General features: G+C 65.8%; 21 protein-coding genes. 7 read left to right on the forward strand and 14 right to left on the reverse strand.

Annotated elements, in window-relative coordinates:
• The first annotated feature begins 13 nt into the window (after positions 1-13).
• Complete coding sequence (locus tag AB3X95_RS01370) at positions 14-445, forward strand: hypothetical protein (RefSeq protein ID WP_176120027.1); 432 nt, start codon at positions 14-16, stop codon at positions 443-445.
• 29 nt (positions 446-474) lie between these two features.
• On the opposite strand, the gene AB3X95_RS01375 is transcribed toward AB3X95_RS01370, so the two are convergent.
• The 9 genes from AB3X95_RS01375 to AB3X95_RS01415 form a co-directional block, all read right to left on the reverse strand.
• Positions 475-1,440 (reverse strand): DUF1571 domain-containing protein, encoded by a 966-nt coding sequence (locus tag AB3X95_RS01375; protein ID WP_368620484.1) that lies wholly within the window; start codon positions 1,438-1,440, stop codon positions 475-477.
• A 97-nt stretch (positions 1,441-1,537) separates the two neighbouring features.
• Entirely contained in the window at positions 1,538-3,316 is a 1,779-nt protein-coding gene (locus AB3X95_RS01380; protein WP_368620485.1) for an AMP-binding protein, read from the reverse strand.
• Positions 3,317-3,351: 35 nt separating this feature from the next.
• A complete protein-coding gene (locus AB3X95_RS01385; RefSeq protein WP_368620486.1) occupies positions 3,352-4,653 on the reverse strand; it encodes an acetyl-CoA C-acetyltransferase in 1,302 nt (433 codons plus the stop codon).
• Between the two features lie 76 nt (positions 4,654-4,729).
• Complete coding sequence (locus AB3X95_RS01390; RefSeq protein ID WP_176365774.1) at positions 4,730-5,665, reverse strand: MaoC family dehydratase; 936 nt, start codon at positions 5,663-5,665, stop codon at positions 4,730-4,732.
• Positions 5,666-5,679: 14 nt separating this feature from the next.
• Positions 5,680-7,101, reverse strand: coding sequence for a 3-oxoacyl-ACP reductase (locus AB3X95_RS01395; protein WP_368620487.1), 1,422 nt, complete (start codon positions 7,099-7,101; stop codon positions 5,680-5,682).
• A gap of 146 nt (positions 7,102-7,247) precedes the next feature.
• On the reverse strand, positions 7,248-9,746 hold the full coding sequence (locus AB3X95_RS01400) for an acyl-CoA dehydrogenase (RefSeq protein ID WP_368620488.1): 2,499 nt from the start codon (positions 9,744-9,746) through the stop codon (positions 7,248-7,250).
• Between the two features lie 125 nt (positions 9,747-9,871).
• On the reverse strand, positions 9,872-10,666 hold the full coding sequence (locus AB3X95_RS01405) for a TetR/AcrR family transcriptional regulator (protein WP_368620489.1): 795 nt from the start codon (positions 10,664-10,666) through the stop codon (positions 9,872-9,874).
• Positions 10,667-10,945: 279 nt separating this feature from the next.
• Positions 10,946-12,199 carry an MFS transporter gene (locus AB3X95_RS01410; RefSeq protein ID WP_176365778.1) on the reverse strand — a complete coding sequence of 418 codons (1,254 nt, stop codon included), beginning with the start codon at positions 12,197-12,199 and terminating at the stop codon, positions 10,946-10,948.
• A 306-nt stretch (positions 12,200-12,505) separates the two neighbouring features.
• Positions 12,506-13,402 carry a YihY/virulence factor BrkB family protein gene (locus AB3X95_RS01415; protein WP_184225614.1) on the reverse strand — a complete coding sequence of 299 codons (897 nt, stop codon included), beginning with the start codon at positions 13,400-13,402 and terminating at the stop codon, positions 12,506-12,508.
• A gap of 177 nt (positions 13,403-13,579) precedes the next feature.
• Between AB3X95_RS01415 and AB3X95_RS01420 the strand changes: the two genes are divergently transcribed.
• Entirely contained in the window at positions 13,580-14,989 is a 1,410-nt protein-coding gene (locus AB3X95_RS01420) for a 3-deoxy-D-arabino-heptulosonate 7-phosphate synthase (protein ID WP_368620490.1), read from the forward strand.
• A 68-nt stretch (positions 14,990-15,057) separates the two neighbouring features.
• Positions 15,058-15,303 carry a hypothetical protein gene (locus AB3X95_RS01425; protein ID WP_176120016.1) on the forward strand — a complete coding sequence of 82 codons (246 nt, stop codon included), beginning with the start codon at positions 15,058-15,060 and terminating at the stop codon, positions 15,301-15,303.
• Positions 15,304-15,337: 34 nt separating this feature from the next.
• On the opposite strand, the gene AB3X95_RS01430 is transcribed toward AB3X95_RS01425, so the two are convergent.
• Positions 15,338-15,751, reverse strand: coding sequence for a hypothetical protein (locus tag AB3X95_RS01430; protein WP_176120015.1), 414 nt, complete (start codon positions 15,749-15,751; stop codon positions 15,338-15,340).
• Positions 15,752-15,778: 27 nt separating this feature from the next.
• A complete protein-coding gene (locus tag AB3X95_RS01435; protein WP_368620491.1) occupies positions 15,779-16,189 on the reverse strand; it encodes a DUF6566 family protein in 411 nt (136 codons plus the stop codon).
• Positions 16,190-16,415: 226 nt separating this feature from the next.
• Here AB3X95_RS01435 and AB3X95_RS01440 point away from each other — a divergent pair, with 226 nt between their 5' ends.
• Positions 16,416-16,790 (forward strand): phage holin family protein, encoded by a 375-nt coding sequence (locus AB3X95_RS01440; RefSeq protein WP_176108881.1) that lies wholly within the window; start codon positions 16,416-16,418, stop codon positions 16,788-16,790.
• Positions 16,787-17,089 (forward strand): hypothetical protein, encoded by a 303-nt coding sequence (locus tag AB3X95_RS01445; RefSeq protein WP_255214961.1) that lies wholly within the window; start codon positions 16,787-16,789, stop codon positions 17,087-17,089. Before AB3X95_RS01440 ends, AB3X95_RS01445 begins: the two co-directional genes overlap by 4 nt.
• Positions 17,090-17,093: 4 nt before the next feature.
• Here AB3X95_RS01445 and AB3X95_RS01450 read toward each other — a convergent pair whose 3' ends face one another.
• Entirely contained in the window at positions 17,094-18,083 is a 990-nt protein-coding gene (locus tag AB3X95_RS01450) for an aliphatic sulfonate ABC transporter substrate-binding protein (RefSeq protein ID WP_368620492.1), read from the reverse strand.
• 473 nt (positions 18,084-18,556) lie between these two features.
• Between AB3X95_RS01450 and AB3X95_RS01455 the strand changes: the two genes are divergently transcribed.
• Both AB3X95_RS01455 and AB3X95_RS01460 read left to right on the forward strand, forming a co-directional pair.
• Positions 18,557-20,239, forward strand: coding sequence for an ATP-binding protein (locus AB3X95_RS01455; RefSeq protein ID WP_368620493.1), 1,683 nt, complete (start codon positions 18,557-18,559; stop codon positions 20,237-20,239).
• A gap of 70 nt (positions 20,240-20,309) precedes the next feature.
• The gene (locus AB3X95_RS01460) at positions 20,310-20,498 is read left to right on the forward strand and encodes a hypothetical protein (protein ID WP_176108878.1); all 189 of its coding nucleotides are present in this window, start codon (positions 20,310-20,312) and stop codon (positions 20,496-20,498) included.
• Positions 20,499-20,698: 200 nt separating this feature from the next.
• Here AB3X95_RS01460 and AB3X95_RS01465 read toward each other — a convergent pair whose 3' ends face one another.
• Both AB3X95_RS01465 and AB3X95_RS01470 read right to left on the reverse strand, forming a co-directional pair.
• Entirely contained in the window at positions 20,699-21,001 is a 303-nt protein-coding gene (locus AB3X95_RS01465) for a DUF4148 domain-containing protein (RefSeq protein WP_176120010.1), read from the reverse strand.
• 163 nt (positions 21,002-21,164) lie between these two features.
• Positions 21,165-21,929, reverse strand: a complete 765-nt coding sequence (locus AB3X95_RS01470) for an SDR family oxidoreductase (protein WP_176108876.1) — start codon at positions 21,927-21,929, stop codon at positions 21,165-21,167.
• Between the last annotated feature and the right edge of the window lie 120 nt (positions 21,930-22,049).

Raw genomic sequence — 22,049 nt, forward strand, 5'->3', positions numbered from 1 at the left:
AACGTACACGCCAATGGATCGACGCACTTTCATGCTCACCGGTGCATGGCTCGCGACGGCAGCGGGCGGCGCATGGCCGTGGCTCGCGCGAGCCGCCGCGTGCGCTGACGATGCGCGCGCGTTCGCGATCGTTGACTCGACGCTCGAATGCGGCGCGTCGTTCGCGCGCTATGCCGCGCACCTGCGGTTGCCGACCTTCGAAACCGGCGACGATGCCGGCGCGCTGTGGTTCACCACCCTCGCACCCCTGCTAGACGACGGCCGGACCCCGCACGCGATGCCCGCGCTGATCGGCTTCACGCGCGCGTCCGACTACTTCGTGCTGCAACACCTCGCGCTGCGCACCGGACGCTTCGTCGAGCATCGTCACGAAGCGCGCGAGGGGCTGCTTGCGCAACCCGCCCACGTGGCCTTCGCGCTGACGCCGCGCAGCGGGCGCGGCTAAAACCCGGCTAACACCCGGCTAAAACCCGGCTAGAACTTATAGTCCTTGTTGTTCGGATCGAAGGTCGAATCGTCGAACGTCTTCGGCGCGATGCTCTCGAACACGATCTGCTCGAAAATCTTGCCGTCGTTGTCATAAGACTCGATGGTGCGAAAGAACGGATGCCGCAAATCGAGCCCGAGCGTTTCCTTTTTCGCGTAGAACTGCGGCTGGCCGACCGGTGTTTCGAAAGTGAACGCGACGACGCGCACATCGTCGATGGTCTTCACTTCGATCTGCACCGAACGCGGCAAGCCGGTCTGGCTGTATTTTTTCCCTTCATTCAGGTATTGGTCGGCCACGTACTCGGTGCCGAGATCGCGCACGCTGTGATTCGATTGCGAGCGTGCGAGCGCGCCGGTCAGCGAGGTCCACAACGGCATCACGTTCATGATGCCGCCGAGGTGGCCGAACGTTTCGTCGCTGCGTTTCGACTCGTCGTAGATGATTTCCTGGCCCGCGTGCGCGCCGTCGGGCAGCCACCTGGCGTAGATGCGCAGCGGGTCGTGCGCGACGCGCACGAGCATGTGATCGGGCTTGTCGGGCCAGATGCCGCGAATACGCTCGGAGCGCGACATCGTGAATTCGTACGACGGGTAGCCGTTCGGCCCTTCCTTGATATAGCGCGGCAGCGTCAGCGGATCGAGCGATTTGAACAGTGCGACCAGTTGCGCGTCGTCGAGTTTTTCGAGCGTGCCGCTTTGCTGCGCGGCGCGCAGCCATTTGACCTGCTGGTCGAGCGTCAGCTTGCCGACCTGCGCGGGCGGCGTGGTGGGCGGCTTGACGGCGCTCGCGGTGTCGAGCGGGGGCGGACGGTCGTCGTTCTGCGCGACCGCCATCGGTCCCGAAAGCAGGGCGAGCATGACGAGCAGCGCACCCGGCAGCAAGTGGGGTCGCAAGCGGGGTCGCAAGCGGGGTCGCAGACGATGCGAACGGGCGGACATGCGGTGCTTCATGAATTGCTCCAGAAAGTGACGCGGCCGCTCATGCAACATGCAAGGCAATAACGCAAAGCAACAAAGCTATAACGCATTGAAGCAATGTTTATTCCCGTCAGGCAGACCCCTGTTTCGCGAGTTCCTCGTCGCGCAACGCACGGCGCAGAATTTTCCCGACATTGGTTTGCGGCAGCTCGTCGCGAAACTCCACGAGCTTCGGCACCTTGTAGCCAGTCAGATTCTTGCGGCAGTACGCGATCACCTGCTCGGCGGTCAGTGTCGGCGTGCGCCGCACGATGAACACCTTCACGCGCTCGCCCTGCGCGGGATCGGGCACGCCGATCGCCGCCACTTCGCGCACGTCCGGATGCGCGGCGATCACATCCTCGATTTCGTTCGGATACACGTTGAAGCCCGACACGAGGATCATGTCCTTCTTGCGATCGATCAGACGGATAAAGCCGCGCGAGTCCATTACGCCGATGTCGCCGGTTGCGAGCCAGCCGTCGCCGTCGATCACCTTCGCGGTTTCGTCGGGGCGGTTCCAGTAGCCCTTCATCACCTGCGGGCCCTTCACGCACAGCTCGCCCGCCTCGCCGATATTGGCCCAGCTGCCGTCGTCTTTCCTGAAGCGCACCTGCGTGGACGGCGCGGGCAAGCCGATCGAGCCTTCGAAGTCGCGCAGATCGACCGGATTCATCGACACGATCGGCGAGCACTCGGTCAGCCCGTAGCCTTCGACGATCGGCTTGCCCGTCACCGCCTTGAAGCGCTCCGCGACGCTCTTCTGCGTCGCCATGCCGCCCGCCATCGCGAGCTTCAGGTCCGAGAAGTCGCGCCGGCAGAATTCCTCGTTGTCGAGGAACGCGTTATAGAGCGTGTTGACCGCGGTCATGCCGGTGAATTTTTCGTGACGCAGGATCATCATCACGCGCTTCATGTCGCGCGGATTCGCGATCAGGATGTTGCGCCCGCCGAGCCCCATGAAGATCAGCGCGTTCACGGTCAGCGAGTAGATGTGATAGAGCGGCAGCGGCGTGAGCACCGTTTCGCCGTCGCCGGACAGTTGCCCCGCGGCCCACGCCTTCGCCTGCAACAGATTGGCAATGATGTTCCGGTGCGTGAGCATCGCGCCTTTCGCGACGCCGGTGGTGCCGCCCGTGTATTGCAGGAACGCGATGTCTTCGTGGCTCGCGCGCACCGGCGTGTGCGGCCGCGCGTACCCGATCGAAAGCGCTTTGAGCAGCGGCACAGCCTGCGGCAGCTTGTACGCGGGCACCATCTTTTTCACGTGACGCAGCATGAAATTGAGCAGGTGGCCCTTCAGATTCACGCCGTCGGCGAGCAGATCGCCGAGGCCGGTCACGATCACGTTGCGCACCCTGGTGCCGGGCAACGCGTCTTCGAGCGTCTTCGCGAAGTTTTCGAACACGACGATCGTCTGCGCGCCGCTGTCCTTTAGCTGGTGCGCGAGTTCGCGCACCGTATAGAGCGGATTCACGTTGACGACTACGGCGCCCGCCTTGATCGCGCCGAACAGTGCGACCGGATACTGGAACGTGTTAGGCAGCATGATCGCGACGCGCTCGCCGGGCTCCACGCCGATGCTTTGCAGGTAGGCCGCGAACGCGCTCGCCTTGCGGGCCAGCTCGCCGTACGTCAGGCTCGAGCCGACGCTGACGTACGCGACGCGCTCGCGGAACTGCGCGGTGCATTCGTCGAAGAACTGATCGAGCGATTCGTATTGCGTGACGTCGATCTCGCGCGGCACGTCGTCCGGGTAGGACGCGTACCAGATGCCGTCGGTGTTCGGCGCGGGGCTTGGTGCCGGGTTTGGCGCACGAGCGCTTCCTGCATCCGGCACGTGCTGCGGCGCTTGGGTGGGCTCGATCATCGGTTGCTCCTGAGATGTTGGTATCCGCTGCCGCGCTAGCGTTCCAGAATCGCGACGGCCCCCTGGCCGCCCGCCGCGCAGATCGAGATCAGCCCGCGTGCGCCGCCAGCTGGTTTGTCGAGTTGCGCCAGCATCTTCGCGAGCGCGGCGACGATACGTCCGCCCGTCGCCGCGAACGGATGGCCGGTCGCGAGCGAACCGCCGTTCACGTTGAGCTTGGTGCGATCGATCGACCCGAGCGCGCCGGCGAGGCCAAGCTGCGTGCGGCAATATTCGTCATCCTGCCATGCCGCGAGCGTGCACAACACCTGGGCCGCGAACGCTTCATGGATTTCATAGAAATCGAAGTCCTGCAACGCGAGGCCGGCGCGCGCGAGCATGCGCGGCACCGCGTAGGCGGGCGCCATCAACAGGCCTTCCTGCTTGTCGAAAAAGTCGACCGCCGCGGTTTCCGACCAGCTCAGATACGCGAGCACCGGCAAGCCGCGCTCGGCCGCCCATGCTTCGCTCGCGAGCAGTACCGCGGATGCGCCGTCGGTCAGCGGCGTCGAGTTGCCGGCGGTCAGCGTGCCGGCGTCGCGGTCGAACACCGGCTTCAGATTCGAAAGCTTTTCGAGCGACAGGTCGGCGCGCAGGTTGTTGTCGCGCGCGAGGCCTTTGTACGGCGTCATCAGATCGTTGACGAAGCCGCGCGCGTACGCATCGGCGAGCTTGCGATGGCTCTCGTACGCGAGCACGTCCTGCGCCTCGCGCGAGATGTTCCAGCGCTTGGCCATCAGCTCGCAATGCTCGCCCATCGACAGCCCCGTGCGCGGCTCGACGTTGCGCGGCAACAGCGGCTTGAAGAACATGCCGGGCCGCAGCCTGCTGAGCGCGGCAACACGTTGCCCGGTGCTCTTGCCGCGATTCGCTTCGAGCAGGATCTTGCGCATCCGCTCGTTGACGCCGATCGGCGCATCGGAGGTGGTATCGACGCCGCCCGCGATGCCCGCGTCGATCTGCCCGAGCGCGATCTTATTGGCGACGAGGATCGCGGCTTCGAGGCCGGTGCCGCAGGCCTGCTGCACGTCGTAGGCGGGGGTTTCCTTCGCGAGCGTGGTGGACAGCACGGACTCGCGCGTCAGGTTGAAGTCGCGCGAATGCTTGATCACCGCGCCCGCCGCGACTTCGCCGAGACGCACGCCGTGCAGGTCGTAGCGATCGACCAGCCCTTGCAGCGTGAAGGTCAGCATGTCCTGATTCGATGCGCTCGCGTACGCGGTGTTCGAGCGCGCAAACGGAATCCGGTTGCCCCCGATGACGGCGACGCGGCGCACGGCGGGTTGCGGGTGGGACATGCTCGGCTCCTTGGGTCGTACGCAGATTATTGGTGGAAGCAAACGATGCAAACGCTACGAACGGCGCGCTCGCGGCTCACAGCAGCCGCCACTGCATGCGCGCGCGCAAATGCGGCTTGACCCCGGCGATATCGCGCACCTCGAGATCGCGCTCGATCAGCGAAGGCGAGGCGCTCCACAGCGACGCTTCGCCGGGCAGCAGCATCGGCAGCTTGAACTCGGCGGCGAGCGTCGCTTCGGCGAGCGGCTTCGGCGGCTGCAGCGACGACGCGGCGCGCGCAAGCGTCCACATGCCATGCGCGATCGCGCGCGGAAAGCCGAACGCCTTCGCCGACAACGCGCTGAGGTGGATCGGGTTGTAGTCGCCGGACACGCTCGCGTAGTCGCGGCCCAGTTGCGGCGCGAGCTGCCAGCGCGCGATCCGTTGCAGCGCGTCGGGGTCGAGCGTCAGCGCTTCGAGCGGATGGCCGAGCGCCGGCACCGCGCGCTTCAGATAGATGCTGTCGCCGTCCCACACCGCCTCGCCGCGTCGATAGATGCGCGTATGCACGACGAACGCCTGGCCCTTGTCGTGACGCAGCAGCGCGCCGAATTCGACCTCGATGCGCAACAGATCCTTGTAGGCGAGCGGCCGGCGCAGCCGCACGTGATTGGCCAGATGCACGAGACCGAGCGCGGGCCACGGAAACGCGGGGTCGGTCAGCATCAGCAGATGCAGCGGAAACGCGAGCAGATGCGGGTAGGTGAGCGGCACGCCGTGCTCGGGAATGAAGCCGCACACGCGCGCATAGCGCCACGCGGGGCCGGGCTCGAGCACGACGGCGGGGCGCACGAGCCGCAACGGCGGCAGCCGCGATTCGCGGCCGCGCTTGACAATGCCCGTCAGCGCGCGCCCGTACAGTTTCGCCGGCGCGGGCAGCGTTTCGATCACGACGGTTTTCGGCCGCGCGCCGTCGCCGCCCGGCGCGGGCGCGAGCTGACGGCTGCCGAACGGATCACGCGGTTCGTCCATAGCCATGCTCCCGTTCAGGCGCCAATCAGGCTTTGACCGCACACGCGCACGACCTGGCCCGTCACGCCGGCCGAGCCCGGATGCGCGAGCCACGCGATGGTCTGCGCGACGTCGACCGGCTGGCCGCCCTGGCTCATCGAGTTCATCCGGCGGCCGGCCTCACGGAGCGTGAGCGGCATTTTCGCGGTCATCTGCGTTTCGATGAAGCCGGGCGCGACCGCGTTGATCGTGATGCCGCGCGCGCGCAGTTGCGGCGCCATGCTTTGCACCCGGCCGATCACGCCGGCCTTCGAGGTCGCATAGTTGGTCTGGCCGGCATTGCCCGCGATGCCGCCGATCGACGACACCGCGACGATGCGCCCGCCGTCGCGCAGGATGCCGCCCGCGAGCAGCGCGTCGTCGATGCGCTCCTGCGCGCTCAGATTGATGTCGATCACGCTTTGCCACGCGGCGTCGGTCATCCTCGCGATGGTCTTGTCCTTCGTGACGCCGGCGTTGTGCACGACGATGTCGACGCCGAGCTCATCGAGCGCCGCTGCGATCTGCGCGGGTGCTTCGGGCGCGGCGATGTCGAACGCGAGCGCGCTGCCGTTCAGCTGACGCAGCGTTGCATCGAGCGCGTCGCGCGCGGACGGAATGTCGACGCCGATCACATGCGCGCCCTCCGCTGCAAGCACGCTCGCGATAGCAGCGCCGATGCCGCGCGCGGCGCCCGTGACGAGCGCACGCTTCCCGGCGAGCGGCTGGCGCCAGTCGAACGCGGGCGCGGGGGGCGGCGGCGCTTCGTTGCGGCTGCCCGCGATCCGCACCACCTGACCCGACACATAGGCCGAGCGTGGCGACAGGAAGAAACGCAGCGTCGCGTCGATGGCGCTTTCCGAGCCGTCCTCGACGTACACGAGATTCGCGGTGATGCCGCGACGCGCTTCCTTGCCGAGCGAACGCACGAGCCCTTCGAGCGCGCGCTGGGCGGTCCACTGACGCGGGCTCGCGCAGGCCTCGGGCGGACGCCCCAGCACGACGATGCGCCCGCACTTGCCGAGCGAGCGCAGCGTGTCGTGGAAAAAGCCGTGCAGCGGTTGGAACTGGCTGCTGTCGTCGATACCGCTCGCGTCGAACAGCAGCGCGGCGAGCTTGCCCGGCGCACCGGCTTCGGCCGGCTCGAAGCGGCCGGTCATCAGGCCGTGGCGAGTGGCGAGCGGCACCCACAGCCCGGCGCTTTCGTGCGCGACGCTCGTCATGCCGATGCTGGCGATCAGACTCGCGAGCGCGTCGAACAGGCGCGGCTCGCGGCCCGCGCCGATCGCGATCAGACCGTCGAACTCGGCCCGGTCCGCGCGGTAGCGCCGCAGCACCTCGGGCTTCGGCAGGCCGAGCGAGCGCGCGAGACGGCCGCCGAACGGCGAGTTGACGAACTTCAGGTAGGAGTCGTTCATGTTATCGGTTGCTCCGCTGGACGCGCCGCGGGCAGCCCCATCGATGTTTCAGGGGCGCCGGACGTGTGTCAGTGTGCCTTGAGTTGCGTGACTCGGGTACGGTTTGCCGCGCCGCATCGGTAGTTTTTTCTGCGTGAGCGCGCGCGTCAGGCCGCCAGATCCAGCGCCTTTTCGAGCGCCTGCTTGCGCTGTTGCAAGCTCGCGAGCAGGTCGAAATCGGCCGGGAAATCGTCGACCTTGACGACCTGCGCACCGTAGCGCGCGTAGTCGTCGAGCACGCGCCGCTCGTCGGCGTCGATCAGGCCCTGGCGTTGCGCCGCATCGGTCCATGCGGCGAGCTGCGGCAGGCTTTGCGGCAGCGGTTCGAGCAGGCCCTGTTCGACCGCGTCGCGCAGCTTGTGCTCGATTAGCGTGAACTGCGGATTCAGCGCGAACACGAGCTCGCCGTAGCCGAGCGCGTCGACGTCGGGATGCGGCACGTAAGAATCGGCGACGAGCCGCTCGCGCGCGGCGCCGGGCGTCTGCATCAGTTCGGCGATCTCGCTGCCGAGGCGGTCCGACGGCTCGCGATGCGGCAGGCCGAACGGGAACGCAAGCACGCGCACGAGCGTCGCGGCGAGCCGGTTCGGATAGTTCGCGAGCACGCCGTCGAGCGCATGCTGCGCCTTGTACAGCGCATCCTCGACGCCCCAGCGCACGAGCGGCAGGTCGTCCCGCTGACGCCCGTCGTCCTCGAAACGCTTCAGCGTGGCCGAGATCAGGAACAGTTGCGACAGCACGTCGCCGAGGCGTCCCGAGATGCGTTCACGGCGCTTCAGATCACTGCCGAGCACCAGCATCGACACGTCGGCGAGCAGCGCGAATACGGTCGACAGACGGGTCGCCGCGCGGTAGTACGCCTGCAGCGGTGCATACGCGCGGCGCGGCTTCGCAATCAGCGCGCCGCCGGTCAGCCCATAGACGGCGCTGCGTAGCGCGGTCGACACCGTGAAGTTCACGTGACCGAAGAAGGCCGCGTCGAATTCGCGCAAGGCCTTCGCGCGATCGGGCTCGCGCGTCGCCGTCATTTCCTTCAGCACGTACGGGTGGCAGCGGATCGCGCCCTGGCCGAAGATGATCAGGCAACGCGTCAGAATGTTCGCGCCTTCGACGGTGATCGAGATCGGCATCTGCTGATACGCGCGCGCCAGAAAATTCGACGGCCCCATGCAAATACCCTTGCCGGCGACGACGTCCATGCCGTCGTTGATGACGCTGCGCGCGCGCTCGGTGATGTGATATTTGGCGATCGCGGAAATGACCGACGGCTTTTCGCCGAGATCGACCGCCAGCGCCGACAGGCGGCGTGCGGCGTCCATCACGTACAGGTTGCCGCCCATGCGGCCGAGCGCTTCCTGCACGCCCTCGAACTTGCCGACGGCGGCGCGGAACTGGCGGCGAATCGCCGCGTACGCGCCGGTGCTGCGGACCGCGACCTTCGCCATCCCGACATTCGACGACGGCAGCGAGATCGCGCGGCCCGCCGCCAGACACTCCATCAGCATGCGCCAGCCGTTGCCGACCTGCGCGCGTCCGCCGATCACCCAGTCGAGCGGAATGAACACGTCCTTGCCCGAGTTCGGGCCGTTCTGGAACACCGCGTTCAACGGCCAGTGACGGCGGCCGATATTCACGCCAGGGTGGTTGGTCGGAATCAGCGCGCAGGTGATGCCGGGTTCGTCGTTCGCACCGAGCAGATGGTCGGGATCGAGCGCGCGGAACGCGAGGCCGAGCACGGTCGCGATCGGTCCGAGCGTGATGTAGCGCTTGTCCCACGTGACGCGAAAGCCGAGCGTCTCGCGACCCTCGTGCATGCCGTTGCAGACGATGCCGACATCGGGAATCGCAGCGGCGTCGGAACCGGCATACGGGCTCGTCAGCGCGAAGCAGGGGATTTCCTCGCCGCGCGCGAGACGCGGCAGATAGTGGTTCTTCTGCGCGTCGGTGCCGTAGCGCATCAGCAGCTCGGCGGGGCCGAGCGAGTTCGGCACCATCACCGAGACCGCGGCGGCCGTGCAGCGCGTCGCGAGCTTCATGATGACCTGCGAATGCGCGTACGCGGAGAACTGTTTGCCGCCGTACTGCTTCGGAATGATCATGCCGAGAAAGCCGTGCTGCTTGATGAACTGCCACGTTTGCGGCGACAGGTCCTGCCAGACCATCGTGGTTTCCCAGTCGTTCGCGAGCTCGCACAGCTGCTCGCATTCGACGTCGAGAAACGCCTGTTCTTCGGCGCTGAGCGTGGCCGGGCCGTAGCCGAGCAGCGTGTCCCAGTGCGGGCGGCCCGAGAACAGCTCGGCGTCCCACCACACCGTGCCGGCTTCGATCGCGTCGCGCTCGGTCGGCGACATCTCGGGCAGGATCTTGCGGAACGTGTCGAGCACCGGTTTCGCGAGCCATGCGCGGCGCAGCGGCTTGATCGTCAGCACGAGGGCGGGGAGCACGAACACGATCGCGAGCAGGGTCGTCAGCAGCGGGCCGGCCGCGCCGCTCAGGTGCGCGGCCGCGACCCAGACGATCAGCGCCGCGAGCCACCACGAGGCGCGCGCCTGAACGTAGACGAGAGCGAATGCGGCGACGACGAGCGCCAGGATGAACCACGGCATGATGCTTCCTCCTCTGTCGATGCTGCGGGCGAGTGCGTCCCACGGGCGCGGACCGCTCGCGCTCTGCTGATCTCCTCGCTGCCTTTTCCGTGGTGATGCAATCGCCGGGCCACCTGTGAGCCGCGCTATGCGTCACATGCCGCGGCGCACGCAGCCGCCGCCTCGCCGCTGGTGTCTCGGTGCGCACTAGCTAACGTGCCGAGCGCGCCGTGGTCGTCGGTCGCATCGCCGAGTACCGCCGCGAATGCGGCCAGTTGCGTGCCGTCCGGCAGCGGCGCCTTCAGTGCGGCGACGATCAGCGACGCGAGGCGTGCGATCAGCTGCAGATCGTTCATCGGCTTGCCTTGCGAGAACTCGCCAATCAGGCTGTCGGTATCGGTGCCGGCGAGCACGCCCGACAGCGCGCCGATCGCGAAACGCAGCCGCCAGCCGAGCTCCTCGCGCGGCAGATGCGGCAGCGCGCGCTGGAACGCGTCGAAGAAGCGCATCGCCACCGACTCGTAATGCGCGTTCAGAAAGGCGCGGATGAACGACGACGGCTCGGTGTACGCACGCCCGAGCAGGCGCAGGAACGCTTTGCCGCCGACACGCGGATCGCGCGACAGACGCAGAGCCGGAATGAACATCGCGCCGAGCACGTGCTCGCAGGTCAGGCGCGCGCCGAGCATCGCGTCGAAGCGGTCGATGAGCTTCACGCGCTCCTCGTTCAGCGGATCGAGCCGGCGCGACAGCATCGAATGAAGCAGCGATTCCTTGTGGCCGAAGTGATAGTTGACCGCCGCGAGATTGACTTCGGCGCGCGAAGTGATCTGGCGCAGCGACAGCGCCTCATAACCGCATTCGATGAACAGCGTCTCCGCGGCGTCGAGAATGCGTGACTTCGTATCGCCGGCATGCCGGCCCGTGGTGCGAACTGCCATGTTGCGTCTCCCAGTTGCCGGCGCCGCCGGCTCGCAAACACGCGATTCAAATTGATATTTGAAACAATCGTTTTTTTGCAGGATAAAAAAGGAGGGACGGTGCGAGCAAGGAGCGGGCTCGACTAACTCCTCTAGAAGATCTGACGAAAGCCGTGCTTGCGAAGCGCGGCTCGTGATACCGCGTCGGAAATGAAAAGGCCGTTCCGGGCGAATCGGAACGGCCTCGTATTGCGTTGCGATTTGATGGGCGCCAGGCTTTCATTCGAACGCCCGAAGCGGCTATATGCGCTGTCCTCCGACCGCACCGCCCGTCGAGCCCGCGCCGACGATCTCGCGCGCGGACTGCGTCATGTCGATGCCGCGGCGCTCGCGGCTGAACGGAATCAGCGCGCAGATCACGATCGCGACGATGCCGATTACGACGGCCATCACGAGCGCGTAGTTGTTGTCGTGCATCTCGGCAATCTTCGATTGCATCGGACCGTTGACCGACGCGATCAGATTGCCCAGCTGGTACACGAGACCGGGGAAGGTCGCGCGGATTTCATCGGGCGAGATTTCGTTCAGGTGCACCGGAATCACGCCCCACGCGCCTTGCACCGAGATCTGCATCAGGAACGCGCCGAGCGCGAGCAGAAACGGCGTGGTCGAGAACGCCCATACCGGCAGCACCGGCAGCGCGATCAGCGCGGCGATGAAGATCGCGCGCTTGCGGCCGATCTTCTCCGATGCCCAGCCGAAGAACAGACCCCCGCAGATCGCGCCGAGGTTCAGGACGATCGTGATCCACGACACCGTATGCGGATCGAACTTGAGCTGCACGCGCAGGAAAGTCGGATACAGATCCTGCGAGCCGTGCGAGAAGAAGTTGAACGCGGTCATCAGGATGATCGCGTAGATCGACAGGCCGACGTTCTGCTTGAGCGTCGCGACGAGGCCCGGACGTACCTTCTTTTCGAGCGTCTGGAACGCGGGCGACTCCGGCACGTGCGCGCGAATGTACAGCACGAGCAGCGCCGGCAGCACGCCGACGAAGAACATGCCGCGCCAGCCGATGTATTGATAGAACACGCCGAACACGATCGACGCGAGCAGATAGCCGCTTGGATAACCGGCTTGCAGCAGACCCGAGACGATGCCGCGCGATTTCGGCGGCACGGTTTCCATGGTCAGCGCGCCGCCGACACCCCATTCGCCGCCCATCGCGATACCGAACAGCGCGCGCAGCACGAGCAGCGTCATCAGGTTGGGCGACAGACCGGACAGCAGTTCGAGCAACGAGAAGCACCCGATGTTGACCATCAGCGTTGGACGGCGGCCGTATTTGTCGGCGAGCCAGCCGAAAATCAATGCGCCGAGCGGGCGCATCATCAGGGTCAGCATGATCGCGACCGCGACCGACGGAATGTCCGTATTGAATTCCTGCGCGATATCTTTCAATACGAACACCATCAGAAAGAAATCGAATGCGTCGAGCGTCCAGCCTAGATAGGCGGCGATCGTGACGTTTCTCTGTTCCCGAGTCCAGCTCATTGGTTGTCCTCCTGAGTATTCGCAAGTCCGCGTTCGATCGCGGCCGGAACCGCAGCCCTTGCGCCTTATGGCAAGCGCTTCCCGGCGAGTGTACGCCGAGCATTAAGCGTTTGCATGGTTGAGGCCGTTTTTCTCCGTGTTAATGCGCACAGCAATATTCGTGCTGAATTCGTCATGCATTGTCTAATGTCGGGCAAATGTAATTGTCGGTTTATTGGCGGCGTTTTTGTAATATTTATCTGGATTTTCCGCGAGCCAATTTTTTTACAGAGTTTATGGCAATGCCGTTTTGTGCGCGGAACGGTTTCATGCTCGCCGAAGCCCGGGATGAGCGGGGGAGGCCCGGCACAACGACGCGGTGACTTCCGCGCCGAACAGGAACACCGCCGCGCAGAAGTACAGCCACATCATCAGCACCGCGAGCGAGCCGGCCGCGCCGAACACGCCCGCCGTGCCCGCATGCACGAGATAGAAGCTGAACAGATGCCGACCCGCCGTGAACAGCAGGCTCGCGACGCTGCCGCCCACGAGCGCGGGGCGCAACGGCACCGCCGCGTCGGGCAGCCACTTGATCAGCGCGCCGAGCCCGACGGCCAGAATGACGAAACCGAGTAACGATTGCAGCACATAGGCAACGATGCCCAGCGCCGAATTGCCGAACAGCGCACCGCCGAGGGACTGAATCGCCGCATCGACGACGAGCGACACGACCAGCAGAAAGCTGAGCCCGATAAGCAGACCGATCGATACGAGCCGCGCGCGCACCAGCAGCGCCAGCCCGGCAATGCCTTTGCGCGGGTGCGCGGCAAACACGATGTCGAGCGCGGTATTCAACGATGAGAACGTGGCCGACGCGCCGACCAGCAGCAGCGCGATCGAGAACGCCGCGGCGACGCCGCTGCCGCCCGCGTAGTGCGCGTGGGCGACGATGTCCTGCATCGCGTGCGCCGCGTCGTTGCCGACCAGCTGCCGCGCCTGCTCGAAAAGCCGCCCCTGCGCGGCATCACGGCCGAAGATCCAGCCGATGACCGCGAGCACGAGCAGCAGCGTGGGCGCTAGCGAGAACGCCGAATAGAACGCGATGCTGGCGCCGAGCATCGCGCATCGGTCCGACAGAAAACGGCCGGCGGCGTCGCTCGCGACGTTGATCGTGTGGCGCCAGCGAGCGGGTCTCGCTGCGGTTTCCGGTTGCGGTGCTGACATGCTGTCCTCGGCTTGCGGCAGCGCGCGAACGCTCGGCTCGCGCTGCCGCGACGATAAAGTGGCTCCGTCGAGCGCTGATGCAGCACGACGCGCGCCAGCCGCGCGCGGCCCGTGCGGTCCGCGCGCCGCACCGAACCTTCAGGTAAAGTTATTTCGCCAACTTATCGACATATCGCTATGTCCGCGACGCCATCGCCTTCGTTGCTCGACGAGATGCTCGACGCTGTCGTGCGCCGCTATCGCCTGCCGGCGCTCGCGGCCGTCTGCGCGCCGACGCCGCAAGCGAGTCCCGCCACCGTGCTGGCGCTCGCGATCGAGCAGGCTCGCGAGGCGAGCGCGCGTGGCGAAGCGCCGGATGCGGCGAACCGGCGCTTCTTCGTCGAGGCGCTGGCGCGCATGATCCGCGAGGCGCTGCGCGAGGAAGCCGGCGACCCGGTGTTTCAGGCGATGCTGCTACGGCATCGCAGCGCGGTGGTGCGCGAGTACGCGTCGCTGGCCGCGCACGCGAGCGTCGATCGCCGGCTGATCTACGCGGCCGTCAATGCGATCGCGCATCCGGCCAAACAGCAGCGGCTGCTCCCCGGTCCGCAACGCGACGCGCTGGCGCGTCTGCACGCGCTCGCGGTCGCCGAAGCGTGGCCCGAACTGGCCGAAGCCGTGCAAACTTGCATCGATACGCCGCAAATCGCGCACGACGCGGCGCTGCAACGCGGCCTCGCGCAATTGCTGGAGAGTGCCGCGCTGCAGCGCTTACGGCGCCTGAACGCGCTGACGTCCGACGAGCGCGTGCGCCACTACCAGACGCTGTGGGATCGTCAGGGGCCGCGCCCGGGAAGCTCGAGCGCGGTCGAGCGAGGCTTGAGTTCGAAGCAGCGCGGCGCCGCGGTCGAAGCGTTGGCCGCCGATGCACTCGACGCGCTCGCGCAGCGCCTCAATCACGCTCAGGGAGCGGTCGCCATCTACCGCGTCGTGAACTCGATGCGCGTGCCGGCCGCGATACCCGCAAGCCATGAGCGCGCCAAAACCGAATGGGATGTGGTGCTGCTGCGCCAGGCACAGCCCCCGGCCGACGCAGCGGCGTGGGACGTATGCCTGCTCGTGGAAGCGAAGGCATCGGTCGACGCGGCCACCACCGATCTGCCGCGGCTCGTGCGCGGACTGACGCTGCTGGCGCACGCGGAGCCGCACACCGTCTACTCGTTTCGCACGCAGCAGGGGACGGTGCATTTGAGCGGCGCGTCGCTTGCCGCGCTGACGAGCGACGCAACCGGTCTTCGCAGCACCGTGCTCTATTGCTGTGACGCTCCCGTCGAAGCGGCGCCGCGCGTGCTGAGTCCCGCGAGCCGGATGCAACTGCTGTCGGCCCAGGCGAGCCTCGATTTCGCAGGTGCGCTGGCGGACGGACGCGACGCCGACTGCGCGGATCTCGAACCGGTGTGGCATCAGTTGCTCGAATCGCCGAGATGGCGGACGGTGCTCGACCAGTACGCGACGCTGCGTGAGGTTCGGGAATTAATGGTTCATCCTGACGACTTGCGGGCCGCGGTCGGCATCGCGGACGCAAGACGCTTGAGCGCGGCGCGCTAGGGCCTCTGATGAAGAGGTGGCGCGCGCGTTGCTCGTGGCGATAGATCTACGAGCAAAAAGGAGTGGTGATGGAAACACTGTCGAAGCGACTGTCGGACACGCAGGTGCAGGTTGCCAGCAAGATCTACCAATTTCGCTCGCCGCAGGAGGCGGACCGGTTCGAGCAATGTCTGCGCGACGGGGGTGCGAGCCGCTGCGTCGCGGACGTTCCGCCCGAGACCGCAACCGATGCCTATCCACCGGGGACTCACAAAGGGTCGGGCGCGGGCATCACGATCGGGCCGCCGCCAGGCGGGCTCGATAGCGACGATTAACGCGGTTGCGACATGCGCGTGTGCGGCTCACGCGTCAGCGCACCGGCTCCAGCATCACCGTGAGCGTTCCTCGCTCGCTTTGCACTCCTGCCGCAAGATCGATCCGGTACGGTGTCAGCGCGGCGATCGCTCGCTGCAGCCTTGGAGCGAATGTCGTGGCGAACCGCGCGAGCGCCGCTTCGCGTGCGGCGCCTTCATCGTTGGCGACGTCGCGCAGCTCGTCGAGCGGCAAACCGACGAACAGATCGAGCGGGTAGGGCGGCACTCGCGGTTCCATCGCGATGTCCGGACCGGCCGGCACACGAATGCGTATTCCGGGCTGCAAATGCTCGTGCAGTTCGGCGAGAACTTCGTAATCGGCGTCGGCGGGAAGAGCGCTTCTGGCTTCTTCCCGCAGGAACGGCTCGACGCCTTCCAGCCGCGCCAGTTCTTCATCGCTCAGTAGCATGTGAGTTTCCTCCGAATCGGGCCGTGCTTATCGCTCGTCGTCGCGGCGCGGCTGCGACGCCGACAGGGTGGCGGCGTGCTCGCCCAGAGTCCGGTCGATCAGATAGTGACCCTGTTCGATGCCGGCGCGCAACGCTTCCTCCTCGGTGAGCCATTCCGGCGTCACGGGCTCCACGTTGGCCAAATTGGCCGGTATCTCCATCGGTCGACCGTCGCGGGAAATCGACACGTCGGCGATCCAGGCGCCTCGCGAGTTCCGATGCGTGGTCACCGAGATCAGCGCGCCGCGGTGCGCGTCATGGATCGCGTGGTGGAAGCCGCGCTCGTCGCGCGCGGCCGGCATCGCGCGTCCATCCGCGGTAGCCATATCGGAGCCGGTCTCGCCGATGCCGGCGCCGGCGGTGTGGTCAGTGTGATCGGTTGGGGGGAGCGGGGTCATGCTGTCCTCGGCGAGCGAATTGATCTGCCCGATTCCAGCAAACTATGTGCCGCCAGCGCGAACGCGTAAAGGCATCCATCCGGCTACGGGCACGCGGCGTGCGGTCGCGTGAGCGCGGGCCCGGCTCTTGCGCTGCGTTCAACGCGGGTGTCGCTTCGCTCTGTCGGCCGAGGAGCGAAGTCTTTGCTTACCGCGGTCGGCGCAAACGAATCGTGAGGAGGACGGAATGTCAATCCATGCGAAGGTCACGAGGTGGCGCAACGTCGGGCGATTCTGCGTCGAACGCGTCACCGACTATAGCGAACTGTTCGCGCTGGAAATCGAGGAGACGCGAAAGCGCCTGGTGCGCGAGTTGAGCGCACTCGTCGCGTTGGCGGTCGCGGGGCTGTTCACGCTGTCCTTCATTTGCATCGCGATCATCGCCACCGCGTGGCAGACGCCTTACTTTCTTGCGGTGGTGTGGGGCGTGGCTGCCGCGTGGCTGCTCGTGTGCATCGTGTCTTTGCTGGTTTTGCGGGCGCAAAAACCGGCGCAATCGCTTCACGTGCTCAAGGCCGAGATTCACTCCGATCTCGACGCTCTCAGGGAGTCGCTCAAATGAGTCAGCCAAGTCACGCAAACGAGCTTGCCCGGGTCGCCATTCTGGAACGCATGGAGGCATCGCGAACCGCCCTGGTAGTGGCGAACCGGACTGCCGCGTTGCCCGCGGCGCGCGCGGCGTCGCGCTCCCCGGTCAGGACGGTGCTCGCGTCGCTCGCCGAGGCGCCGCATGTCGCGTTGCTGCTCGCCCTGGTGGTCGGCGGCATCGTGCTGGGGCCGCGCCGTACGCTGTCGATCGCGGGCCGCTCCGGTGCCGCGGCGTGGATTGCCCGCAATGTGCGGCGCTCCATCGCGCAGTGATCGCTCACGCGCCGACCGGCTTCGCCTGTTTCGCCGCGAAGTCCCAGTACAGCGCCTGCTTCGTCTCGACCGGCGCGGGCAGCAGTCCCGCGCGATAGAACGCGTCGGCGATCGTCTGCTGCTCGCTGAAGTTCGGCGGCGCGAGCGCTCGCACCAGATAGCTGCGCCGGGCGTTGGCGCGTTCGATCGTCGGCGCGTCGAGTCCCCACGCCGGCGCGAGCGTGTTGGCCGCGTCGAGCGGATTAGCGCGCAACCAGTCGCCGGCCGTCTGCAACTGCTCGAACACGGTCTCGATGATTTGCGGATGCGCGTCGGCGTAGGTGCGCGACGCGAGGTAGTAGCGCTGATAGGACGCAAGGCCCGCGCCGTCGCTCAGTATGCGCACGTCGCCTTCGCGCTCGACCGACGCTACATAGGGATCCCAGGTGATCCAGACATCGACGCTGCCGCGCTCGAAGGCGGCGCGGCCATCGGCCGGACTCAGGTAGTTCACGCCGACGTCGGCGGGCTTGAGCCCCGCGCGCGCGAGCGCCGCAAGCAGCAGATAGTGGCTGCCCGCCGCCTTCGTCACCGCAATGCGGCGGCCCTTCAGATCGGCCAGCGTGCGCAGGGTGCCGTCCTTCTTCACGATGATCGCTTGCGCGCCCGGCGATGGCGCTTCCTGCGCGACATAGACGAAGCGCGCATGCGCGGCCTGGGCGAAGATCGGCACGGTGTCGGCGACATCGGCGCTGAAGTCGACGGCATCGACGTTGAGCGCTTCGGTCAGCGGCAGTCCGCTCGCGAACTCGTTCCAGGAGATGCGCACGTTGAGCGGCGCGAGCGCTTTTTCCAGCGATCCGCGTGCCTTCAGCAACGTGATGAGCGTAGAAGACTTCTGATAGCCGATGCGCAGCGCGACAGGCGGAGTTTGCGAGAAGCCGCGCGGAGCACTGGCGGCCAGTAGTGATGCCACTGCGAAGCGGGTGAATGCGCGCCGTGTTATTTGCGTCATGATGTGGGCGTCCTGTCGAGCGTTGAAAACGGGGGAATCGAGCGATCGTAACAACCCGATGTCATCGCGCTAACCGACGGATTCAGCTATCGATCGCAGCGAACGTCATATGCGGCAAGCCACAACGCTTTTCGCGACTTCGCGATCCGTATAGTGCCGTCCAGTTGCCTGCAAGCGTGCCCGCGTCAAGGCTGGCTCGGCTGTCCGGTGCCCATGAGTTACGGACACCCGCAGCGTGGCACTGAGTTCCTATACTGCGTCGTCCGCTGTTCATGGGACGCCATGTCGACGGTGAGCGGAGCAGGACGTTGCGGACAAATAGAAGTAAAAAGCGCTGTGCAAATGACAGAAGCCGAGACCGCGCGACCCAGCTGACCTACACTCGTCGGCAGCGGTATCGGCGCGGTATCGGCGCGGTACCGGCCCTTACGCCCGCCTTGTGCGCGGGTGCCCGTCAACGTCGGTGGAACATCATGGCTCCCAGTGCTGACGAATTAGCGAGCCGTCCAGCCAAAGAGGCTGATTACGCCCGAGAGAACCAGTCGCTGCTGCGGCTCGCGCGCGCGCAAACCGGCTCGCGTGAACACCTGCTGAACGCGATTGCCAGCGAGGCCATGGCGTTATGCTGCGCGGGCAGCGCGGGCATCAGCCTGGTCGAGGGGCCACCCGACGGCCGGCGCTTTCGCTGGCTCGCGGTGGCGGGCCTGTGCGCCGGCCTGCAGGGGCGCACGACCGCGTGGGACGAATGTCCATGCGGCGTCACGCTCGAAGGGGGCGCGGCGCGCCTGTTCGTCGATCCGCAACAGCAGTTTTCCAGTCTGAACTTTCCGGGCGTCGAAGTACGCGAGGGGATCGTCGTACCCATTCCGTGCGATAACGGCCACCTCGGCGCGATATGGGTGATGTCGCACAACAAAGGGTGCCGCTTCGACAGCGAAGACGCACGGGTGCTGTCGGATCTCGCGATGGTCGCGGGCGCGGCCGTGACGATGGTCAACGTTCGCGACGACGGCGCGGACAACGACCGCCGCCACAACGAGTTCATCGCGATGCTCGCGCACGAGTTGCGCAACCCGATGGCGCCGATCGATGGCGCTATTGCCGCGGCGAAGCGTCTGGTGGTCGATAACGACAAGGCGGACGCGGTGCTGACCATCGCGCAACGGCAGATGAAGCATCTGCGCACCCTCGTCGATGACCTGCTCGACGCCGCGCGTCTGAAGCACGGAAAGCTGACGATCCGGCGCAGCGATACGTTGCTGGCCGAGATCGTTTCCGACGCCGTAGCCGCGATCGACTACGACGTACGCTCGCGCGGTCATACGCTGAAACTGACCGGTCTGGACCGCGCGATTCCGGTGCGCGCCGACCATGTGCGGCTCAGTCAGGTGCTCGGCAATCTGTTGTCGAACGCGGCGAAGTACACGCCGGCGGGCGGACTGATCGAGCTGACGGTTCGCTCGGGAAATCCGTCCGACGCGCGGATGCTGGTGATCGAGGTCAGCGACAACGGCATCGGCATCGAGTCGTCGATCGCCCCGCATGTGTTCGACCTGTTCGCGCAGTGCTCGAGCGGCAGCGCGCGCTCGGAAGGCGGGCTCGGTATCGGTCTGGCCGTCGCCAAACGGCTGGTGGAACTGCACGATGGCGAAATCGACATCCATAGCGATGGACCGGGCTGCGGCACCCGCGTCACACTGCGTTTGCCGATCCTGCGAACGCAGCCGCCAGCGACGCCTGGCGACGCCACCGACAAGGGCAGGGACTTCCGGGCGCTGCGCATCGTTCTGGTGGACGACAACGTCGACGCGTTGCACGTTCTGTTCGTGCTGCTCGACCTGGAGGGTTATCGCGTGTCCGCGGTCGACAACGGTCGCGCGGCCATCGACCTGATCACGCGAACCAGGCCGGAGCTTGCCATCGTCGACGTGGCGATGCCCGTGATGGACGGCTTCGAGGTGGCACGCAGAATTCGCGCGAACCCCGAGCTGGACGGCACGATACTCGTCGCGCTGACCGGCTATTCGTCGGACTCGGAGCGCAACCAAACGCTTGCCGCGGGCTTCGATCATCATCTGAGCAAGCCGTTGTCGCTGGAAAAGCTGCGGGACGTGCTGGCGGATTCGGCGGAGCGGCTGGTTGGCGGCGCTCGGTGACCCGGCGGAGCCTGCGCAACTCTTCCAGCCTGCTAGACTGGAAATTGCCCTGCAAGCTACGGAGGGAGATATGACGACCGTCTACGTCGTAAAGACCGGCGAGAAGTTCCTCTGCACCGCGGAGGATGGCGACATCGGCATGGCGCCGGAGATCAAGGAGGCCACGTCGTTTCGCTCATACGAGGAAGCGAACAAAGTCGCGACCGAGAACGCCGATCCCGGATACGAAATCCTGACCGTCGACGTTAATAAACGTTGATATGTGTTAGCTGGTTGCGCCTAGGCGCTCAGCGAAAGAGGATCAGCAATTCAGCAGGCGTCATGCAATATGGCGCGCGGTGCGGGTGCGTGCGAAATTCGGCAAATATTCCAAAAGCAAGCGCGCAAAGCACGACTCTCCATGCCGTCCCAGGCAGGGACGGCATTTTCTGCATCGTCGAGCCGGTCAGACGAGCAAGCTCAAGATCCGCCAAAGAACACCGGCTTCATCCCAGTCGCGCCGGCCGGATGGCCCATCTGCTGCGTACCGCTGGTCGCAGGGCCATAGCCGCTGCTCTGACCTGCGGCAGGGGCGGTGACGGTCGGCATATAGGTAGGAAAGTCGACGGTATTCGCATTGGCCGGATTGAAGCCGGCTTGCTCGAGTTGCGCGATCTCTGCCTGGACTTGTGCGTGCGTCAGCGTGCTTTCGGTCTGTGCCACCGATGCAATTGGCAAAGTCATGACAGCGACCGCGCAAACTGTGTGGACTAACGTCTTCATGATGGCCCACCTCCTTGTTAATTACTCCGGCTGACTCGCGCTTCGCTTTTCGCGGTCAGCTCATCAAAGATTAGGTGAGGAACCATACAGTGTTCGTTTATTTTTTATGGTAGCGGACTCGTCGATCAGCCGACGCTGATCGACGTTCGCGCCCGAACCCAGCTCAGGTGCGCGTAATCGAAGCCCCACCGTCGACCAACGAAGCCGTACCCGTCACGAAGGACGAATCGTCGGAAGCGAGGTACAGCGCCGAGCGGGCAATCTCTTCTGGCCTCGCGACCCGCTTGAGCGCATGCAGCCCGGTCACGAACGTCTGCGATTCAGCGGTATCGTTCATGCCGCGATACATCTCCGTGTCCACCGCGCCCGGCAGAATCGCGTTGACGCGCACGCCTTGCGCACCGTATTCGGCCGCGAGCGCTTGCGTCAGTCCGATCAGCCCGGCTTTGCTCGCGGCATAGGCGGCCGTTCCCGGGAAGGCGAACGAGTAGCCGACGAAGGTCGACGTGAAGATGATCGATCCGCCGCCTTGCTTGATCATTTCAGGAATCTGATGCTTGGCGCCGATGAACGCGCTGGTCAGGTTGGTGGCCAGCGTCGCCGACCAGCCTGCTTCCGACACGCCGGTCGACGGTCCCATCTCACCGAGCGTCCCCGCATTGTTGTACGCGATGTCGAGACGGCCGAAACGGCTGACGGCGAGTGCGACCAGCGCTTTCGCGAATTCTTCGGATTGCACGTCCCCTGCCAGCGGCACAGCCGTACCGCCGTCGCGAGCGATCTCGCTGACCAGCGTGTCGAGTTCGGCTTCGCGGCGTGCGGCCACCACAACCTTCGCGCCTTCCGCGGCGAACAACTTTGCGGCGGCGCGACCAATGCCCGCGCTGGCGCCGGTGACGATAGCGACTTTTCCTGTCAAGCGTTGCATGTTGAATCTCCGGTTTGATCAGCGGCCGATGCCCACTGCGTCGGCTCGTTGAGAAGCACTATAAGATTCCGTTCTTGAGACAGAAAGACCAAAAACATGGCAGTATCATTCAGGTTTTAT

It is taken from the genome of Paraburkholderia sp. BR13444 (assembly GCF_040948755.1).
Taxonomy (GTDB): Bacteria; Pseudomonadota; Gammaproteobacteria; order Burkholderiales; family Burkholderiaceae; genus Paraburkholderia; species Paraburkholderia youngii.

Bases quoted from the DNA above. Each gene is read 5' to 3' on its own strand.
- AB3X95_RS01370 (WP_176120027.1), top strand. From the start codon at position 14: ATGGATCGACGCACTTTCATGCTCACCGGTGCATGGCTCGCGACGGCA.
- AB3X95_RS01375 (WP_368620484.1), bottom strand. From the start codon at position 1,440: ATGAAGCACCGCATGTCCGCCCGTTCGCATCGTCTGCGACCCCGCTTG.
- AB3X95_RS01380 (WP_368620485.1), bottom strand. From the start codon at position 3,316: ATGATCGAGCCCACCCAAGCGCCGCAGCACGTGCCGGATGCAGGAAGC.
- AB3X95_RS01385 (WP_368620486.1), bottom strand. From the start codon at position 4,653: ATGTCCCACCCGCAACCCGCCGTGCGCCGCGTCGCCGTCATCGGGGGC.
- AB3X95_RS01390 (WP_176365774.1), bottom strand. From the start codon at position 5,665: ATGGACGAACCGCGTGATCCGTTCGGCAGCCGTCAGCTCGCGCCCGCG.
- AB3X95_RS01395 (WP_368620487.1), bottom strand. From the start codon at position 7,101: ATGAACGACTCCTACCTGAAGTTCGTCAACTCGCCGTTCGGCGGCCGT.
- AB3X95_RS01400 (WP_368620488.1), bottom strand. From the start codon at position 9,746: ATGCCGTGGTTCATCCTGGCGCTCGTCGTCGCCGCATTCGCTCTCGTC.
- AB3X95_RS01405 (WP_368620489.1), bottom strand. From the start codon at position 10,666: ATGGCAGTTCGCACCACGGGCCGGCATGCCGGCGATACGAAGTCACGC.
- AB3X95_RS01410 (WP_176365778.1), bottom strand. From the start codon at position 12,199: ATGAGCTGGACTCGGGAACAGAGAAACGTCACGATCGCCGCCTATCTA.
- AB3X95_RS01415 (WP_184225614.1), bottom strand. From the start codon at position 13,402: ATGTCAGCACCGCAACCGGAAACCGCAGCGAGACCCGCTCGCTGGCGC.
- AB3X95_RS01420 (WP_368620490.1), top strand. From the start codon at position 13,580: ATGTCCGCGACGCCATCGCCTTCGTTGCTCGACGAGATGCTCGACGCT.
- AB3X95_RS01425 (WP_176120016.1), top strand. From the start codon at position 15,058: ATGGAAACACTGTCGAAGCGACTGTCGGACACGCAGGTGCAGGTTGCC.
- AB3X95_RS01430 (WP_176120015.1), bottom strand. From the start codon at position 15,751: ATGCTACTGAGCGATGAAGAACTGGCGCGGCTGGAAGGCGTCGAGCCG.
- AB3X95_RS01435 (WP_368620491.1), bottom strand. From the start codon at position 16,189: ATGACCCCGCTCCCCCCAACCGATCACACTGACCACACCGCCGGCGCC.
- AB3X95_RS01440 (WP_176108881.1), top strand. From the start codon at position 16,416: ATGTCAATCCATGCGAAGGTCACGAGGTGGCGCAACGTCGGGCGATTC.
- AB3X95_RS01445 (WP_255214961.1), top strand. From the start codon at position 16,787: ATGAGTCAGCCAAGTCACGCAAACGAGCTTGCCCGGGTCGCCATTCTG.
- AB3X95_RS01450 (WP_368620492.1), bottom strand. From the start codon at position 18,083: ATGACGCAAATAACACGGCGCGCATTCACCCGCTTCGCAGTGGCATCA.
- AB3X95_RS01455 (WP_368620493.1), top strand. From the start codon at position 18,557: ATGGCTCCCAGTGCTGACGAATTAGCGAGCCGTCCAGCCAAAGAGGCT.
- AB3X95_RS01460 (WP_176108878.1), top strand. From the start codon at position 20,310: ATGACGACCGTCTACGTCGTAAAGACCGGCGAGAAGTTCCTCTGCACC.
- AB3X95_RS01465 (WP_176120010.1), bottom strand. From the start codon at position 21,001: ATGAAGACGTTAGTCCACACAGTTTGCGCGGTCGCTGTCATGACTTTG.
- AB3X95_RS01470 (WP_176108876.1), bottom strand. From the start codon at position 21,929: ATGCAACGCTTGACAGGAAAAGTCGCTATCGTCACCGGCGCCAGCGCG.